The sequence below is a fragment of the Hymenobacter sediminis genome (assembly GCF_003231285.1).
In the GTDB taxonomy this organism is placed as follows: domain Bacteria; phylum Bacteroidota; class Bacteroidia; order Cytophagales; family Hymenobacteraceae; genus Hymenobacter; species Hymenobacter sediminis.
Window position 1 is genome coordinate 51,155 of sequence record NZ_QKNS01000002.1, and the last position, 18,088, is coordinate 69,242.

Consider the following 18,088-nt stretch of genomic DNA (forward strand, 5'->3'; position numbering starts at 1 on the left):
AACTTTCTTAGCGCCCCCCTGCGCTTATTTTATATGAAAAAGATACTTTTTTCCGGCTCGGCACTGGCTCTGATGCTTGCCTTGGCTAGCTGCGATAAAGACACGCTGGATGAAAATCCACGGTCGGTTCTGGTACCCGGCTTTTTCGGTACCCCCGATGGTATCCAGGCCGGCTTGGTAGGTGTGTACTCGGGTCTGCGCAACATCACCGCCGACCAGGGTGGCTCGAACTTCATGTCGCAAGGTACCGACGAGTTCATGCGCGGTTTCTCTGGCTCCGACGGCTATGAGGACTACAACGCGGGTTTGATGAGCGCCACCAACGGCACGGCCACTAACCTGTGGAACACCTTTTATGGCAACATCAACACCGCTAACGGCGTCATTCAGTACGCCGGCTCGGTGCAAGGGCTGCCTGCTGCAACTGTTACCCAAATTGTGGCTGAAACCAAGGTGCTACGCGCCTGGAACTACTTCTATCTGGTGCAGTCGTTCGGCGCGGTGCCTCTCACGCTCAGTTTCGTAGATTCGCCTACCAAGGACTTCTCCCGGGCTCCTGTAGCGGATGTTTACAATGCCATCATTCAGGATCTGAACGATGCGTTGGGCAACCCTAATGCGCAGGGTGTTCCTACCACTACCTCTATCGCCAATGCGGCGGCGCAGCCCGGCCGCGTTACGCGTGCCACGGCCCTGCACCTGCTGGCTAAGGTGTATCTTACCCGCGCCACTTCTGTGGCAAAAGCTCCCGACGACTACGCGAAAGCAGCTCAATATGCGGAAGAATTGATCCGTGACGCCTCCAAATACGGGAAGGGTCTGGAAGCCGACCCAGCCCAGGTATTTGTGGAAGGAAATGAGAATGGCAAAGAGGTGCTGATGAACGTGCAGTTCAATGCTGACCCTACCTTCACGGGCATTTCGGATAACGGTGCCGGTGGCGCTGGCCAGAATCAAACCAATTTCCTGTTTCGCGTTCGGTACGACTTCTTACCGAACATGGCCCGGAGCATTCCTTACGGCCGCCCCTTCGGTCGCTTGGGCTCCACGCCCTATCTGCTCGACTCATACAAACTAGCTACGGAAACAAACCCACGGGAGTGGCGCTCTACTGATACGCGCTACGCCAAGTGGTTCTCGACGCTGTGGCTGGTGAATTCACCCGGTGGTAACGGCGGTACGGCCTTTAACCCCAAGGCCGTGGTAGGCGATACGGCGGCCTGGTACGCGGGTCGCGAAATCTCTGCCGCCGAGCAAACGCGCATCAACAACCGTCCGAATGGCCGGTACGTAGTGGGTACCCCTAGCACCTACACTACCCAGTTCTCGCCCTACATCAACAAATTCGACGACGCTACCCGGGCTGCCCTCAATAACAGCTCCGACCGTCCGCTGATTTTCTACCGCTTGGCGGAAACCTACCTGATTGCGGCCGAAGCCAACATGTACCTCGGCAGCACTGGCAAAGCTGTTGACCAAATCAACACCATTCGTCGGCGCGCGGCTGCTCCGGGCAAAACCGCCCAGATGGAAATTACCGCTGCTCAGCTGAATATCGACTTTATCTTGGATGAGCGTACCCGCGAGCTATGCGGCGAGTTTACCCGCTGGTATGATCTGGTGCGCACCGGCAAGCTGGTGGAGCGGGTGAAAAAGTACGTTCCGGCTTACGTGGGCTCCAAACCATCGCCCATCCCTGGTGTTTCCGACAACTACGGCTCGGATGCTGCCCGCAACATCCAGCCCTTCCACGTACTGCGCCCGATTCCGCAACAGGAAATCGACCGTACAGGGGGAAAAATCACTCAGAACCCCGGCTATAACTAAGCCTGATCAGCAGCAGAAGCCGTGGTTTTCCGCAAGGGAAACCACGGCTTCTATTTCTGGCCTATTCTCCCTTTCCGAAGCGTCAATCCTCTTTTCTCCATGAAGTCACTCTTACTATCACTCTCCGTAGCAACCGCACTGCTGAGCCACGCGGCCACAGCCCAGGTGCGGTTGCCGCGGCTCGTGAGCAACGGCATGGTGCTCCAGCGGGATACGAAACTGACCCTCTGGGGCTGGGCCGCCAAAGGCGAGAAGGTCGCCCTTACCTTCCAAAAGAAAACGTACACTGCTACCACTGGTCCTGATGGCAAGTGGGCGGTGAACCTACCTGCTCAGCCTGCTGGTGGGCCCTATACCATGCGCTTCAAAGCCTCCAATGAGGTAGAGCTGACCGACGTTCTGGTGGGCGACGTGTGGCTGCTGTCGGGGCAGTCGAACATGGAAACGCCCATGAGCCGCCTGCGCGACAAGTTCCCGGAGGCCATTGCCCAGGCCGCCAACCCGCGCATCCGGCAGTTTGAGGTGCCCATGACCTACACCCTACAGAAGCCTCGCACCGATGTGGCCGGCGGCAAATGGATAACCGCTGACCCGCAGACCGTGCTGCAGTTCTCGGCGGTGGGCTACTTCTTCGCCAAGGAAATCAATGCCAAATACCAGGTGCCGGTGGGCTTGATAAAGGATGCCGTAGGTGGCTCCCCGGCCGAAGCCTGGCTGAGTGCCGACGCGCTGCGCCAGTTTCCGAAGTATGTGCAGCAAGCTGATAAGTACCGGGACAGCGCCCAAGTGGCCGAACTGCGGCAGCGCGAAGGCGCGGCCGTAGCCAGCTGGTACCAGCGCCTCTACCAGGCCGACCAGGGCGAGGCCCGCGGCCAGCAAAAATGGTCGGACCCAGCCTACGATGCTCGTGACTGGCACACAATGGGTGTGCCTGGCTACTGGGTTGACCAAACCCCGTTGGGCTTAGTGAACGGGGTAGTGTGGTTCCGGAAGGAGGTAGAGGTGCCCGCTAGTATGGTAGGCCAACCCGCCCGCCTCGAGCTGGGCACCCTCGTCGATGCTGACTCTACCTACATCAACGGCCAACTGGTGGGTACTACCGGTTACCAGTATCCGCCCCGCAAGTACGAAGTGAAGCCTGGCGTGCTGAAGCCCGGTAAAAACGTAGTGGTTGTGCGCCTGATCAGCAACGGCGGGCGCGGGGGCTTCACACCCGACAAAAACTACCAGTTGCGGGCCGGCAGCCAGACCCTGGATCTGCGGGGGCCGTGGCAGTACAAGCTGGGCGCTACGCTGCCGCCCACGCCTGGCACAACAGCCTTTCAGTTTCAGCCCGGAGCCCTGTTCAATGGCATGATTGCCCCGGTATTGCCCTACGCCATTAAAGGAGTGCTCTGGTACCAAGGCGAAAGCAACGCAGGCCGCCCCCAGGATTACCAGGCCCTGATGACCAGCCTGATCAGCGACTGGCGTACCCACTTCCGGCGGCCTGATTTGCCGTTTCTGTACGTGCAGTTGGCCAATTTCATGGCTATGAAGCCGGAGCCCAGCGAAAGTGGCTGGGCCGAGGTGCGAGAAGCCCAGCGTCAGACCTTGCGCGTACCTAACACGGCCATGGCCGTTATTACCGACGTAGGGGAGTGGAATGACATTCATCCTTTGAACAAAGAAGCGGTAGGGCAGCGCCTGGCCTTGGCTGCTCGTCAGGTGGCTTACGGTGAGAAGAAGCTGGTAGCCTCCGGCCCAGTATTGGAATCGGTGCAGGTGAAAGGCAATACGGCCACGTTGCGTTTTTCCAGCGTAGGCGGTGGCCTGGTAGCTAAAGGTGGTGGTCCGCTCAAGCACTTTGCCGTAGCTGGCCCCGACAAAAAGTTTGTGTGGGCGCAGGCCCGCATTGAAGGCAACTCCGTAGTTGTTTGGAGCGAAGCTGTGCCTACCCCCGTTACTGTGCGCTACGCCTGGGCCGATAACCCTGAGGGCGCCAACCTCTACAACAAAGAAGGACTGCCTGCTTCGGCTTTCCAGGCCAGCGTGTCGGCAACCGCTCCGGCGCAATAACCACCGTCCCGCGACTTCGGAAATCCTTCCTCCGAAGCCGCCCTGCCTACCCCCAGCTCCCCAGGCTGAATCCGCACCTACCGCACTACGCCGCTTTGCCAGGCCCCGATTTCTCGGGGCCTCAGGGCGCTACGTTCTCTGACTCCACCTTTCCCACCGCATGAAGAAACGTCTGCTTTTCTCCGGCTTCCTGGCCTGCCTGAGCCTGTCGGGTCACGCCCAACAAGTCCCAGCCGCCTACCTCGACCCCTCCAAGCCCGTCAGTGTGCGGGTGCGGGACCTGATTTCGCGCCTCACCCTGGAGGAGAAGGCTGATCAGATGATGTACAACAGCAAAGCCATCGAGCGGCTGAACATTCCGGCCTATAACTGGTGGAACGAGGCTCTGCACGGGGTAGGGCGGGCCGGCGCTGCTACGGTGTTTCCGCAGGCCATCGGGCTGGGCGCTACCTTCGATGACGACCTGGCTCTGCGCGTGTCCACGGCCATTTCCGACGAGGCCCGCGCCATGTACAACGCCGCCGTGGCCAAGGGCTACCGCCAGCAGTACAGCGGCCTCACGTTCTGGACGCCCAACATCAACATCTTCCGCGACCCGCGCTGGGGTAGGGGACAGGAAACCTACGGCGAAGACCCGACCCTCACGGGCCGCCTGGGGGTAGCGTTTGTGAAAGGACTGCAAGGCCCCGACCCGCAGCACCTGAAAGTAGCCGCCTGCGCCAAGCACTTTGCCGTACACAGCGGCCCCGAAAAGCTGCGCCACGAGTTTAATGCCGTAGCCTCGCCCCAGGATTTGCAGGAAACCTACCTGCCCGCTTTCAAGCAACTGGTAGACGCCGACGTGGAAGCCGTGATGTGCGCCTACAACGCCACCAACGGGGAACCCTGCTGCGGCAACCAGTACCTGCTCCAGGATGTGCTGCGCAAGCAGTGGGGCTTCAAGGGCCACATTGTATCCGACTGCTGGGCGCTGGTGGACTTCTACCAAGGGCATAAAGTAGTGAAAACGCCTGCCGAGGCCGCTGCTCTGGCTTTGGAGCGGGGCGTGAACCTGAACTGCGGGAGCGTGTACCCCTCCTTGCCCGAAGCCGTGCAGAAAGGCCTCACTACGGAAGCTAAAATAGATAGCTCTCTGGCCATTCTGCTGCGCACCAAGTTTAAGCTGGGACTGTTTGATGCGCCCGGCAGCAGCCCCTACGATAAGCTCGGTACCGACGTTATCAACAGCCCTCAGCACCGCGCCCTGGCCCGCGAAGCAGCCCAGAAATCTATTGTGCTGCTGAAAAACAACGGCGTGCTGCCCCTGCGCAACGACCTGCCCAAGTACTTCGTGACCGGCCCCAACGCCGCCAACCTCGATGCCCTGCTGGGCAATTACTACGGCGTAAACCCCGAGATGAAAACCATTCTGGAAGGCTTGGTAGCCGGGGTGAGCCCCGCCAGTCAGATGCAGTACCGCCCCGGCGCCCTGCTCGACCGGCCCAACCAGAACGGCGTGGACTGGGTGAGCGGCACGGCCCGCACCTCCGATGCCACCTTTGTGGTGCTGGGCATCAACGGGCTGCTGGAAGGGGAGGAGGGCGAATCCATTGCCTCGCCTTCGTTCGGCGACCGGCTTGACTACAACCTGCCTAAAAACCAGATTGACTTCCTGCGCGGTCTGCGCAAAAACAACACCCAGCCCTTGGTAGCCATCATCACCGGCGGCAGCCCCATGAACCTGGCGGAGGTGCATGAGCTCTGCGACGCCGTAGTGCTGGCCTGGTATCCGGGTCAGGAAGGCGGCAACGCCGTGGCCGACATTGTGTTCGGGAAAGTGTCGCCCTCGGGCAAGCTGCCCATCACCTTCCCCAAGAGCCTCGACCAACTGCCCGCCTACGAAAGCTACGGCATGCTCGGCCGCACCTACCGCTACATGAGTCAGGAACCCATGTATCCTTTCGGTTATGGCCTGAGCTACGCCAAATTCGAGTATTCTGGCCTGAAGCTGCCCAAGAAAGCGGCCAAGAACAAGCCGGTAGAAGTGGAAGCCACCGTGCGCAACACCGGCAAAGTAGCCGGCGAAGAAGTGGTGCAGCTCTACCTCACCCACACCCCGCGCCAGGGCCAGCAGATTCCGCGCTACGCCCTCAAAAACTTCCGCCGCGTGCAGCTCCAGCCCGGCGCCAGCACCACCGTCAAGTTTACCCTTACGCCCGAACAGTTGGCCCTTATTGATGCCCAGGGCAAAGCAGCAGCGCCCACCGCGCCCGTGACCATTGCTGTGGGCGGCTCCCTACCCTCCGCGCGCAGCCAGGCCTTTGGGGCCAGCAAACCTGCTACTGCCACGCTAGCAGTTAAGTAGAAGCCAGCCCCCTACCCCTGCTCCAATGGAGAAGGGTAGGGGGCTAGTGTTAGTTCTCCTCCCCCTAAAAAGGGGTGGAGGTAAGGTGCATCTGAGCTACCCAGACACTTCGCTCTAATCACCCGAACCTTTCTCACGGAGTTGGGGAGTTAGCCTTCGTAATCTGATTTCCTACCCCAGCAGCAGCTCCCAACTGCTGCCCTCTTGCTTACCAGCACAAGTGGGCTCCCACATTGCCCATTGGTGCTGCTTTCTAACACCCACTTTCCCTATTTATCATGTTTAAAACCTCTACTCTATTTGCCGGGGCGCTACTTGCGTTTCTCGGCAGCGGGGCCGCCTGGGCGCAGAACGCGCCCGTGGTGCAGCAAGCCGAAACTGGCACCCTGGGCGCCGATTGGAACAACGCCACCCAGGCCGATGTGCAGTACGTGACCGTGAAGTCCACAGCCACCATCAACCCCCAGAGCCCCGGTACAGCGGCGCGCGTCATTACCTACTCCGTAACGTTCCCCGCTGCCGGCTCCTACGACCTTTATGCCCGCGTGCGGGTAGGCGCGTCGGCGGCCAACGACGACAGCTTCTACTACGCCAACGGCTTCGGTACCAAGCAGCCGGACGCCGACGCCGACTGGATTATCGTAAACCAGCTGAACTCCGTGGGCTACACCAGCGGCAACATTGCCGTGGACGGGGCTGGCGGCGCTACCAACAACGTATGGAAGTGGATTAACCTCTCGAAGTTCAACGGGGGCGAGGCGCCCATCAACTTCACGGTGGCAGCCGGCGCCCTCACCCAAACCTTCCAGATTGGGGCTCGGGAAGACGGCCTCGACATTGATAAGCTGGTGTTTGGGGCTACCGGGCTTTACTTCACGGTAGCTAACCTTGATGCCGGAACTCAGGGCTCCACTACCCCGCCAGTTACGTTCATCCCGAAAGGTCCGGTCCTGGCCGCGGGCAAGTCCAAGTTTCTGGGCGGGGTGTATAGCCAGCCTCAGAAGCCCTTTTTCAATGCCTATTTCAACCAGGTGACGCCGGAAAATGCCGGCAAGTGGGGCAGCGTGGAAGCCACCCGCAACCAAATGAACTGGACCGAGCTGGACTCAGCCTACAACCTTGCCAAGACGAAAGGCTACCCCTTCAAGATGCACACCCTCATCTGGGGGCAGCAGCAGCCCGTCTGGATTGAAACCTTGTCCGCCGCCGAGCAGCTGGCCGAAATCAATGAGTGGTTTGCGGCCGTGGCCCAGCGCTACCCCAACCTCGACCAGATTGAGGTAGTTAACGAGGCCACCAACGACCTCCCCTTGAACGGCTCTACCGGCCCCAACGGCCCGAACACGCCCGGCAGCGGCGCCGGCAATTACTACGAAGCCCTGGGCGGCGCCGGCACTACCGGCTGGGACTGGGTAATCAAATCATTCGAACTAGCCCGGCAGTATTTTCCTAAGGCTCAGCTCTTAATCAATGATTATGGGGTAATTACCACCAGTGCCAACGCCCAGCGTTACCTCGGCATCATCAACCTGCTCAAGGCCCGCAACCTGGTAGATGGGGTCGGGATTCAGGGTCACGCCTTCGAAACCCGCAACATTCCGGCTGCTACCCTGCAGGCCAACCTCGATGTGCTGGCGTCGGCTGGCAAGCCGCTCTACATCACGGAGCTTGATATTGATGGGGTGAACTCCTCAAGCCAGCTCGACGATGCCGTGCAACTAGCCGAGTACCAGCGCGTATTCCCCACCCTCTGGACGCACCCGGCCGTGAAAGGAATTACGCTGTGGGGCTACCGCCCCGGCCACTGGCGCACGGCCCAGGGCGCCTACCTCGCCAACGCCGATAATACTGAGCGCTCGGCCCTGGTGTGGCTGCGCACTTACGTGCAGGCCACCGTGCTCAGCAGCAAAGCAGCCCAGGCCTCCAAGGTACGGCTGTACCCGAACCCTGCCACCGATGGCCGCATTACCCTCAGTGGCCTCAGCAAAACTGGCCAGGTGCGGGTGCTAGACCTTCAGGGAAGGATGGTTCAACAACTTACTGCTAAAGCTCAGCCCGCGCAGGAACTGCAGCTGACCGTAGCACCCGGTTTGTACGTAGTGCAGGTAGAGGAGAGTGGGCAATTACTTTCCTACAAGCTGGTTCTGCAGTAGTAGGGAAAGATGACGATGGCCGAATTATGGCCAAATAGAACTATCACAAATGAAGCGCGTAGTACCATTGGTGTGCTACGCGCTTTATTCGTTTTACTATTCGAAGATATTCTGCGAAAATAAAATTATTAGCTGCAACCTATCGAAACCGTTTTCGGAAACGTTTTCGATATTTTTATTTGAAAATAAGCGCGTTACAAGGGTTTTGATAGTGGCTTCCGGAAAATTCATTACTGTATATTCGAATACTAAACGTTGAAAATGGTCTTGTAGCGGCTGCGCGTGACGTGCTTGTATAGGTAGTTGCGGTAGTAGTTGAAATTGAATATTTCCAAGCGTTTCTGATCTGTGTCTTGGCATAACGGCTGGCACTGGCTTCCCACTGGGCTACCCCGGTAGCTCCCCTGAACTCCCACCCATGAACTACCTGCTCGGGTACGATATCGGCAGCTCCTCCATTAAAGTAGCCCTGCTCGATGCCGATTCTGGCCGCTGCCTGGCCAGCGTTACCTCTCCTAAAAAGGAAATGGAAATACTGGCGCCGCTGGCAAGCTGGGCCGAGCAGCGCCCGGAGCGGTGGTGGCAGGAGGTAGTGAATGCAACCCACGAGCTCAAGCAGACCTACGGCTTCGATGCCACGCAGGTAGCCGGCATTGGCATTACCTATCAGATGCACGGCCTGGTACTGGTAGACAAGAACGGCCATGTGCTGCGCCCCGCCATTATCTGGTGCGACAGCCGCGCCGTGGAGTACGGCAACCAGGCGTTTGAGGGGCTGGGGGAGGAGTACTGCCTGCAGAACCTGCTGAACTCGCCCGGCAACTTCACGGCCTCCAAGCTCAAGTGGGTAAAGGAAAACGAGCCCGCCATCTTCGAGCAGATTCACAAAATTCAGCTGCCTGGCGACTTTATTGCCTTCCAGATGACCGGCCGCCTGTGCACCACGGTGTCGGGTTTATCGGAAGGGGTGTTCTGGAACTTCCGGGAGCAGGCCATTGCCCAGGACTTGCTGGATTTCTACGGCATTAGCCGCGACTTGCTGCCCGAGGTAGTCGATACCTTCGCGGAGCAGGGCCGCCTGACGCCCGAAGCTGCCCAGGAGCTGGGCCTGCACGCCGGCACGCCCATTGCCTACCGCGCCGGCGACCAACCCAACAACGCCTTCTCCCTTAATGTGCTGCAGCCCGGCGAAATTGCCGCTACGGCCGGTACATCGGGGGTAGTGTATGGCATCAGCGACCAACCGGTGGTAGATGCCCGCTCCCGCGTAAATGCCTTCGTGCACGTCAACAGCACCCCGGCCCAGCCCCGCAACGGCATGCTGCTATGCGTAAACGGCACCGGCATTCTGAACAGCTGGCTGCGCAAGGTAGTGGGCGAGCTTCCCTACGACGAAATGAACCAGCTGGCCTCCCAAGCCCCGGTAGGGGCGGAGGGGCTGCAGTTCCTGCCCTTCGGCAACGGCGCCGAGCGGGTGCTGGAAAACCGCCCCACCACCGCCGAGCTGCGCGGCCTCAGCTTTAATATTCACGGCCGAAGCCATGTGCTGCGCGCCGCCCAGGAGGGCATCGTTTTCGCCCTGAACTACGGCATGGACATCATGCGCGAGTCGGGGGTGCAGGTGCGCAAGGTGCGCGCCGGTAACGCCAACATGTTCCTGAGCCCGGTGTTCCGCGAGGCCTTCGTGAACAGCGGCAACGTAGAGCTGGAGCTCTACAACACCGATGCGGCTCAGGGCGCGGCTCGTGGTGCCGGCATCGGGGTAGGCCTCTACGCCAGCCCCACCGAAGCATTTAGCGGCCTGGAGCGCATCCTGACCCTGGAGCCTACCCCTGCCCTGCAGGAGCAATACCACTCGGCTTATGCCCGCTGGCATGAGGCCCTCACCCAACAAATTCTTTCACCTACCACTACTTCCCACCATGTCGCTCAGCACGCTTTCTAAGACGGAGTACTTCAAGGGCATCGACACCATCAAGTTTGAAGGCCGTGAGTCGGACAATCCGCTGGCATTCAAATGGTACGATGAGAACCGCATTGTGGCCGGCAAGACGATGAAGGAGCACCTGCGCTTCGCCATTTCGTACTGGCACACCTTCACCGGCACCGGCGGCGACCCATTTGGCCCCGGCACCAAGCAGTTTTCCTGGGATGCCCAGGGCGACATTCTGGGCCGCGCCCACGATAAGATGGACGCTGCTTTCGAGTTCTTTACTAAGCTCGGCACGCCTTACTACTGCTTCCACGACATCGACCTGGTAGACGAAGGCTCCTCCTTGCGCGAGTACGAAAGCAACCTGCAGCGCATTGTAGAGTACGCCAAGCAGAAGCAGCAGGAAACCGGCATTAAGCTGCTGTGGGGCACGGCCAACGTGTTTTCGAACCCGCGCTATATGAACGGCGCTTCTACCAACCCCGATTTCGCAGTGGTAGCCCACGCCGGCACTCAGGTGCTGAACGCGCTGGACGCGACGATTGCTCTGAACGGCGAAAACTACGTGTTCTGGGGTGGCCGCGAAGGCTACATGACCCTGCTCAACACCAACATGAAGCGCGAGCTGGAGCATATGGGTCGTTTCCTGACCATGGCCCGCGACTACGCCCGCAAGCAGGGCTTCCAGGGCAAGTTCTTCATTGAGCCCAAGCCTGCCGAGCCCACCAAGCACCAGTACGATTTCGATGCTGCTACCGTAATCGGCTTCCTGAAAGAGTACGGCCTGCAGGATGACTTCATGCTGAACCTGGAAGTAAACCACGCCACGCTGGCCGGCCACACCTTCCAGCATGAGCTGCAGGTAGCCGCCGACGCCAACATGCTGGGCTCGATGGACGCCAACCGCGGCGACTACCAGAATGGCTGGGATACCGACCAGTTCCCGAACAACCTGAACGAGCTGACCGAATCGATGCTCATCATTCTGGAGCACGGCGGCATCAAGCCCGGTGGCATCAACTTCGACGCCAAAACCCGCCGCAACTCCACTGACCTGGAGGACATTTTCGTGGCCCACATCGGTGGCATGGACACCTTCGCCCGCGCCCTGGTAGTAGCCAACGACATCCTGGAGAAGTCGGCCTACCGCAAGTTCCGCACCGAGCGCTATGCCTCATTTGACTCGGGTGAAGGTGCTGCCTTCGAGAAAGGCCTGCTGACCCTGGAAGACCTGCGCCGCATTGCCCATGAGCACGGCGAGCCCACCCTGCGCAGCGGCAAGCAGGAGTGGCTGGAAAACATCATCAACCAGTACATCTAAGCGACTTTACAAACGAAACTGGCCGGCCTTCCTAAGGGCGTGGGAACCCAAGGGGGAAAGGTCGGCCAGGATCGTTTGTTGCTTGGTACCGGAAAATATAGAACGTCATGCTGAGCTTGTCGAACCGAAGGTCGGCATAGCCAAGCATCACTACCGCTTCGCTGGGGTTTATCCTAACGAAGCCGGTAGAGATGCTTCGGCAAGCTCAGCATGACGTTTTTTTGTGCCTGATCTTTCCCACGGTTTCCTACCTCCCGCCCATGTCCCAACCTTTCTCTCAACCTTTCTTCCTACCCCGCCTGTTGCGCCAAACCCTTGGCCTGGCTACTGGCCTGGTCCTGCTAACGGCTGCTCCAACCACGGCCCAAACCATCCCCGTAACCGTGCAGCCCGGCGACCCGAAAGTCGTCATCAGCAAGCACATTTACGGGCACTTTGCCGAGCACCTGGGTCGGTGCATTTACGACGGCTTTTGGGTGGATGAAAAGCTGAACGTACCCAAGCAGGGCCGCATCCGAATGGATATTGTGGAGGCCCTACGCAAAATTAAGGTGCCCAACCTGCGCTGGCCCGGCGGCTGCTTTGCCGATACCTACCACTGGCGCGATGGGGTAGGGCCCGTAGCTCAGCGCCCCAAAATGCTGAACATGTGGTGGGGCAACAACCTGGAGGACAACTCCTTCGGGACCCACGAGTTTCTGGAGCTGTGCAAGCTGCTGAATACCGAGCCTTACCTGGCGGCCAACGTAGGCAGCGGCACGGTGCAGGAAATGGCCGGCTGGATGGAGTACCTCAACTCCAACGACGACACCCCACTGGTGCTGGAGCGCCGCAAAAACGGTCACCCCGAGCCGTATGGCGTGTCGTGGTGGGGCATTGGCAACGAAAGCTGGGGCTGCGGCGGCAACATGACGGCCGAGTACTACACCGATGTGTACAAGCGCTACGCCACCTTCGCCCACAACTACCCCGCCTCGCCGCCCCTCAAGAAAATTGTGAGCGGGGCCAACGGCGACGATGCCCACTGGACGGAAACGTGCATGAAGAACATCCCGCTCAACCAGATGTGGGGCCTGACGTTGCACCAGTACACCCTGCCCACCGGCAGCTGGACGGGTAGCAAGGGCAAGGCCACCGGTTTCGATGAGCAGCAGTACTTCAACACCCTGCGCAACTGCCTGAAAATGGACGCCGTGGTAACCAAGCACGCCGCCATCATGGACAAGTACGACAAGGACAAGAAGGTAGCGCTGCTGGTGGACGAGTGGGGCGTGTGGACCGACGTGGAACCGGGCACCAACCCCGGCCACCTCTACCAGCAAAACACCCTCCGCGACGCGCTGGTGGCCGGTACTACCCTCAACATTTTCAACAACCACGCCGACCGGGTGCGCGGCGCCAACCTGGCCCAGGCCGTGAACGTGCTGCAGGCCCTCGTCCTGACCGATAAGGAGCGGATGCTCCTCACGCCCACCTACCACGTCTTCGATCTGTACCAGGTGCACCAGGATGCCCAACTGCTGCCCCTGCAGTTTGCCAGCCCCGACTACGTGCTCAACGGCGAGAAACTGCCGGCCCTGAACGCCTCCGCCTCGCGGGATAAGGCGGGGGCCGTGCACATTTCCCTGGTAAACCTCGACACGAAGAAAAGCCAGAAGCTGGAAACCGCCCTACCCGGCGTCAGCTGGAAAACAGTGTCGGGCCGCATCCTGACCTCCGGTAACGTGGCCGACCACAACACCTTCGACAAGCCCAACAACGTGAAGCTGGCCGCCTTCAACGGCGCCCGCAAGCGCGGCGACAAGCTGAGCGTGGAAGTGCCCCCGCAGTCGGTGCTGGTGCTGGAAGTAAAGTAAGTATTCGTCGGGGCAGCGGCGGCGTGCGCCCGGCTGCCCTATCATTCAGAACCGATTTATGAAACCTCAGAAAGCACTCGTGTGCCTCGCGCTAGCCGGTCTTGGCCTCGGCTTTGGCCCAAAAGCGGACCAGCCCTTGAAGGATGCCTTCAAAAAGGATTTCTACGTGGGCGCTGCCCTCAACTACCGCCAGATAAGCGGCCAGGACGCTAAGTCGATGGCGTTGGTCAAGCAGCAGTTCAACACCATTAGCCCCGAAAACCTGCTCAAATGGGAGGCCGTGCACCCGAAACCGGACACGTACAACTTCAAGCCCGCCGACGACTACGTAGCCTTTGGGCAGCAAAACAAGATGTTCACTATTGGCCACACGCTCATGTGGCACCAGCAAACCCCTAAGTGGGTGTTTGAGGATGCTGAGGGCAAACCCGCCAGCCGGGAGCTGCTGCTGAAGCGGCTGGAGGAGCATATCAACACGGTGGTGGGGCGCTACAAAGGCAAAATTGCTGGCTGGGACGTGGTAAATGAAGCCATCGACGACCAGCAGGGTGATCTGCGCAAAACCAAGTGGCTGGAAATCCTCGGGGAGGATTTTGCCGCCAAGGCCTTTGAGTATGCCCATAAAGCTGACCCCAAAGCACAGCTCTACTACAACGATTACAGCCTCTACCGTCCCGAAAAGCGGGCGGGCGTCATCAAGCTGGTCAAGAGCCTGCAGGCGAAAGGCATCAAGGTGGACGCCATTGGGATGCAGGGCCACTACGGCCTCACCAAGCCTAGCCTAGAGGATGTGGAAGCCAGCATCGTGGCCTTCTCGCAGTTAGGATGCAAGGTCAATTTCACGGAGCTGGACATCGATGTGCTGCCGAACCCCAGCCGCCGCCAGGGCGCCGACATTGCCGAAACGTTCGGGGCCGATGCCAAATACAACGTGTACACCACCGGCCTGCCTGATTCGGTGCAGCAGAAGCTGACCAAACGCTACGCCGACCTGTTTGCTCTGTTTCACAAGCACCGCGACGTCATCGACCGGGTTACGCTCTGGGGCGTGACCGACGCCGACTCCTGGCTGAACGACTGGCCGATCCGAGGCCGCACGAGCTACCCTTTGCTGTTTGACCGCAACTACCAGCCAAAGCCAGCGGTGCAGGCAGTGCTCCGGGCGAGCAAGTAAGCCCGAACCAGATGCGCTACCGGCTACTGACGCGGCAGAATGTTAACACTCGCTGCCGTAGCCACAGTTGCCGGGTCAGTTTCATTTCATTTTCAAGGTTATTCGATGTCTCCATCCCTCAATAGGTTAACCCGCTTCCCGCTGGCCCTGCTGCTGCTCCTACTGGCCTACACGCCAAGCTGGGCCGACACCCCGACTGGCCTAGGCGAAACCTACATTTCCGCGAAAAAAAGCAAGGGTAGCTTTGCCTTGGCCGCTTCCGGCAAGGTAGCGCCGCTCTACGCTAGCGCCCAGGATTGGCCCGGCGTGTTGCGCGCCGCCCGGGATTTGCAAGCTGACGTGCAGCGGGTTACCAAGCAGCAGCCTACCCTAACGACTGACCAGGCACCCAAAGGCAAAGAAGTAGTGCTGATTGGCACCCTGGGCAAAAGTCCGCTGATTGATGGGCTAGTGAAAGCCGGCAAGCTGGATGCCTCGGCCCTGACGGGCAAGTGGGAAACGTTTGTGGTGCAGACGGTTGACAAGCCGATGGCAGGCGTAGACCGGGCCCTGGTTATTGCCGGCAGCGACAAGCGCGGCACCATCTATGGCATCTATGACGTGTCGCAGCAGATGGGGGTGTCGCCGTGGTATTGGTGGGCCGATGTACCGGTGAAGGAGCAGAAGTCGCTGTACGTAGCGGCGGGGCGCCACACCCAGGGCGAGCCGAAGGTGAAGTACCGGGGCATCTTCCTCAACGACGAAGCGCCGGCCCTAAGCGGCTGGGCCAAGGAGAAGTTCGGCGGCATCAACTCGAAGATGTACGTGCACGTGTTTGAGCTGATTCTGCGCCTGAAGGGCAATTACCTATGGCCCGCCATGTGGGGCAACGCCTTCAACGACGACGATAAGCAAAGCCCCGTGCTGGCCGACGAGTATGGCGTGGTGATGGGTACTTCCCACCACGAGCCCATGGTGCGCTCCCAGCAGGAGTGGAAGCGCTTCGGCTCGGGCCCCTGGAACTACCAGACCAACCAGAAAACCCTGGCCGACTTCTGGCGGCAGGGCATCGTGAACATGGGTACCAAGGAAAGCATCGTCACCATTGGCATGCGCGGCGACGGCGACGAGCCCATGAGTGAGGAAAGCAACATTTCCCTGCTGGAGCGCATTGTAGCTGACCAGCGCAAGATTCTGGCCGAAGCCACCGGCAAGCCCGCCGATCAAACGCCTCAACTCTGGGCCCTCTACAAGGAAGTGCAGGACTACTACGACCGGGGCATGCGCGTACCCGACGACGTGACGCTACTCCTCTGCGACGACAACTGGGGCAACGTCCGCAAGCTGCCTAAGCCCGGCGAAAAGCCCCGTAGCGGCGGCTACGGCATCTACTACCACTTCGACTACGTGGGCGGTCCGCGCAACTACAAGTGGCTGAACACGAATCCGCTACCCCGCATCTGGGAGCAAATGCACCTGGCCCACGAGTACGGCGCCAACCAAATCTGGATTGTGAACGTGGGTGACCTGAAGCCCATGGAACTGCCCATCAGCTTCTTCCTGAATTACGCCTGGAACCCCGACCAGATTAAGGCTACCGACGTAGCCGCCTACACCCAGCGCTGGGCCGCGGAGCAATTTGGGGAGAAATACGCCGCCGACATTGCCGACATTCTGGCCAAGTACGCCAAGTATAACGCCCGTCGCAAGCCCGAGCTGCTCGACCAGAAAACCTACAGCCTAGCTACCGGCGAGTGGGCTACCGTGGTAGCCGACTACAACCAACTGCTAGCTCGCGCCGAAGTCATCAACCAGAAGATTCCGGCCGCCTCCCGCGACGCCTACTACCAACTGGTGCTGCACCCGGTGCAGGCCTGCGCCAACCTCAACGAGTTGTACTACACCGTGGCCCTGAACCACGATGCCGCCCAGAAAGGCCTGGCCAACACCAACGAGCTGGCCGAAAAAGCCCGGGCCCTCTACGCCAAGGATGCAGAAATCACGAAGCGCTACCACGCCCTGGCCGGGGGCAAGTGGAACCACATGATGGACCAGACCCACATCGGCTACACCTACTGGCAGCAGCCCAACGAGCAAAAAATGCCCGAGGTGAAAACTCTGGCTACTTCCACTGCGGCCGCCGCCCCTGCGCCTACCCCCGCCGCCCCACCCAAGCCTGCCGCAGTATCCGGGGTGGGTTTTGTGGAAACGGATGGCTACGTGAGCATGGAGGCCGAGCACTACACCAAAGCCGTAAACGCTGGCCCCGTTACCTGGCAACACCTGCCCGACCTGGGCCGCACCCTGGGCGCCATGACCACCTTCCCCGTTACGGCGGCCCCCCAAACCGCGCCCGGCGGCGAGTCGCCGCGCCTAGAGTACCAGATTACCCTGCAGCAGGCTGGCCCCATCACGGTGCACGCCTACCTGGCGCCTACCCTGAATTTTACCGGAGGGCCGGGCTTGCAGTATGCCATTTCCATTGATGACGAAGCGCCCCAGCTCGTTAACCTGCACACCGGCATGGTGGCCGACAATGGCAACCGCCCCTGGGAACGGGCCGTGGCCGAGAGTATCATCATCAAAACCTCCCAGCACAACGTAGCCGCCGCGGGCACCCACACCGTGAAGTTCTGGCGCGTGGACCCCGGCGTGGTGCTGGAAAAACTAGTCATTAGTCGGGGCACGTTGCCGGCTAGCTACCTCGGCCCACCGGAAAGTCCGGCGGCTGGGCCCGCCGCGGGCAAAGGCAGCGTCGGCCGCCGCTAGCATCTACCTCAACCCTGTTCGGCCCCGCGCCGGGCAGGGTTGTTTTTTGTGTTCATCATAGGGTACTCCACCCATCAGGGTAGCCGGTCCAGCAGAAGGCCGTATGCGCTGGCTTTAGTGGTAGGCTGGTTCATATCCTAAGTCTGTGTACCAACGGTGTGGAACTGCTAACCTGGCTACGACAGCCCTTATAAATTTGTAGTGTAGCATAGCCTAGTCTACTGACAGAGAAGGGTAGGGGGTAGTGCCTTAGGCTGGCTGAAATAAGGGAGCGGATAGCTCCGGCACAGGTATAATATGCCTTTGCCGGAGCTATCCTTTTTTAGTTTATGCTGAGCTATAAATCTAGCGTCAGGCCCGGAAAGCTCGTGTATGCCTCTGTGTATAAATTAAATTATTAGCAGCGCACTGCTGAGGTATACTTATTAAATATTTATTAATGCATTTACCTGCTACGTGTTTATACAAAACTAAAATGAGGATTTATTTCTGTAAGGTAGGTGTAAACATCTTTCCTGCAATGCGTAAAACTTAGCCGGTTTGTTATGGAATAGTTATTTGAAAATAGGTTCATAAGCTCAAGTATTATAAAAATAGATTGCACTACTATATACTATAATTAATAATGGTGATAAACTTATTTTATGAATACTAAAAAATAAAACCACTTACCT

Annotated in this window: 9 protein-coding genes; all 9 read left to right on the top strand. The window is 59.4% G+C overall.

What is annotated here, in order from left to right; translation table 11 throughout:
* Window positions 1-33 precede the first annotated feature (33 nt).
* The 9 genes from DNI29_RS06865 to DNI29_RS06905 all read left to right on the top strand — a co-directional run bounded on the left by DNI29_RS06865 (window position 34) and on the right by DNI29_RS06905 (window position 17,414).
* Window positions 34-1,827 carry a RagB/SusD family nutrient uptake outer membrane protein gene (locus DNI29_RS06865; protein ID WP_110977363.1) on the top strand — a complete coding sequence of 598 codons (1,794 nt, stop codon included), beginning with the start codon at window positions 34-36 and terminating at the stop codon, window positions 1,825-1,827.
* 99 nt (window positions 1,828-1,926) lie between these two features.
* On the top strand, window positions 1,927-3,885 hold the full coding sequence (locus tag DNI29_RS06870; protein ID WP_110977364.1) for a sialate O-acetylesterase: 1,959 nt from the start codon (window positions 1,927-1,929) through the stop codon (window positions 3,883-3,885).
* Between the two features lie 160 nt (window positions 3,886-4,045).
* Window positions 4,046-6,229: a glycoside hydrolase family 3 N-terminal domain-containing protein gene (locus DNI29_RS06875; protein ID WP_110977365.1), complete on the top strand. Its 2,184-nt coding sequence runs from the start codon at window positions 4,046-4,048 to the stop codon at window positions 6,227-6,229.
* Between the two features lie 278 nt (window positions 6,230-6,507).
* Complete coding sequence (locus DNI29_RS06880; RefSeq protein WP_162303534.1) at window positions 6,508-8,382, top strand: endo-1,4-beta-xylanase; 1,875 nt, start codon at window positions 6,508-6,510, stop codon at window positions 8,380-8,382.
* A 418-nt stretch (window positions 8,383-8,800) separates the two neighbouring features.
* Window positions 8,801-10,327, top strand: a complete 1,527-nt coding sequence (locus DNI29_RS06885) for a xylulokinase (RefSeq protein ID WP_110977366.1) — start codon at window positions 8,801-8,803, stop codon at window positions 10,325-10,327.
* Complete coding sequence (xylA, locus tag DNI29_RS06890; RefSeq protein ID WP_110977367.1) at window positions 10,305-11,636, top strand: xylose isomerase; 1,332 nt, start codon at window positions 10,305-10,307, stop codon at window positions 11,634-11,636. The genes DNI29_RS06885 and xylA overlap by 23 nt, the downstream gene beginning before the upstream one ends.
* Window positions 11,637-11,896: 260 nt before the next feature.
* Window positions 11,897-13,492, top strand: coding sequence for an alpha-N-arabinofuranosidase (locus DNI29_RS06895; RefSeq protein WP_110977368.1), 1,596 nt, complete (start codon window positions 11,897-11,899; stop codon window positions 13,490-13,492).
* Between the two features lie 58 nt (window positions 13,493-13,550).
* On the top strand, window positions 13,551-14,666 hold the full coding sequence (locus tag DNI29_RS06900) for an endo-1,4-beta-xylanase (RefSeq protein WP_110977369.1): 1,116 nt from the start codon (window positions 13,551-13,553) through the stop codon (window positions 14,664-14,666).
* A 105-nt stretch (window positions 14,667-14,771) separates the two neighbouring features.
* Complete coding sequence (locus DNI29_RS06905; RefSeq protein WP_110977370.1) at window positions 14,772-17,414, top strand: glycosyl hydrolase 115 family protein; 2,643 nt, start codon at window positions 14,772-14,774, stop codon at window positions 17,412-17,414.
* The last annotated feature ends 674 nt before the right edge of the window (window positions 17,415-18,088 follow it).

Coding starts and splice junctions, on each gene's coding strand:
- DNI29_RS06880 (WP_162303534.1), top strand. CDS start 6,508: ATGTTTAAAACCTCTACTCTATTTGCCGGGGCGCTACTTGCGTTTCTC.
- DNI29_RS06885 (WP_110977366.1), top strand. CDS start 8,801: ATGAACTACCTGCTCGGGTACGATATCGGCAGCTCCTCCATTAAAGTA.
- DNI29_RS06895 (WP_110977368.1), top strand. CDS start 11,897: ATGTCCCAACCTTTCTCTCAACCTTTCTTCCTACCCCGCCTGTTGCGC.
- DNI29_RS06865 (WP_110977363.1), top strand. CDS start 34: ATGAAAAAGATACTTTTTTCCGGCTCGGCACTGGCTCTGATGCTTGCC.
- DNI29_RS06905 (WP_110977370.1), top strand. CDS start 14,772: ATGTCTCCATCCCTCAATAGGTTAACCCGCTTCCCGCTGGCCCTGCTG.
- xylA (WP_110977367.1), top strand. CDS start 10,305: ATGTCGCTCAGCACGCTTTCTAAGACGGAGTACTTCAAGGGCATCGAC.
- DNI29_RS06870 (WP_110977364.1), top strand. CDS start 1,927: ATGAAGTCACTCTTACTATCACTCTCCGTAGCAACCGCACTGCTGAGC.
- DNI29_RS06875 (WP_110977365.1), top strand. CDS start 4,046: ATGAAGAAACGTCTGCTTTTCTCCGGCTTCCTGGCCTGCCTGAGCCTG.
- DNI29_RS06900 (WP_110977369.1), top strand. CDS start 13,551: ATGAAACCTCAGAAAGCACTCGTGTGCCTCGCGCTAGCCGGTCTTGGC.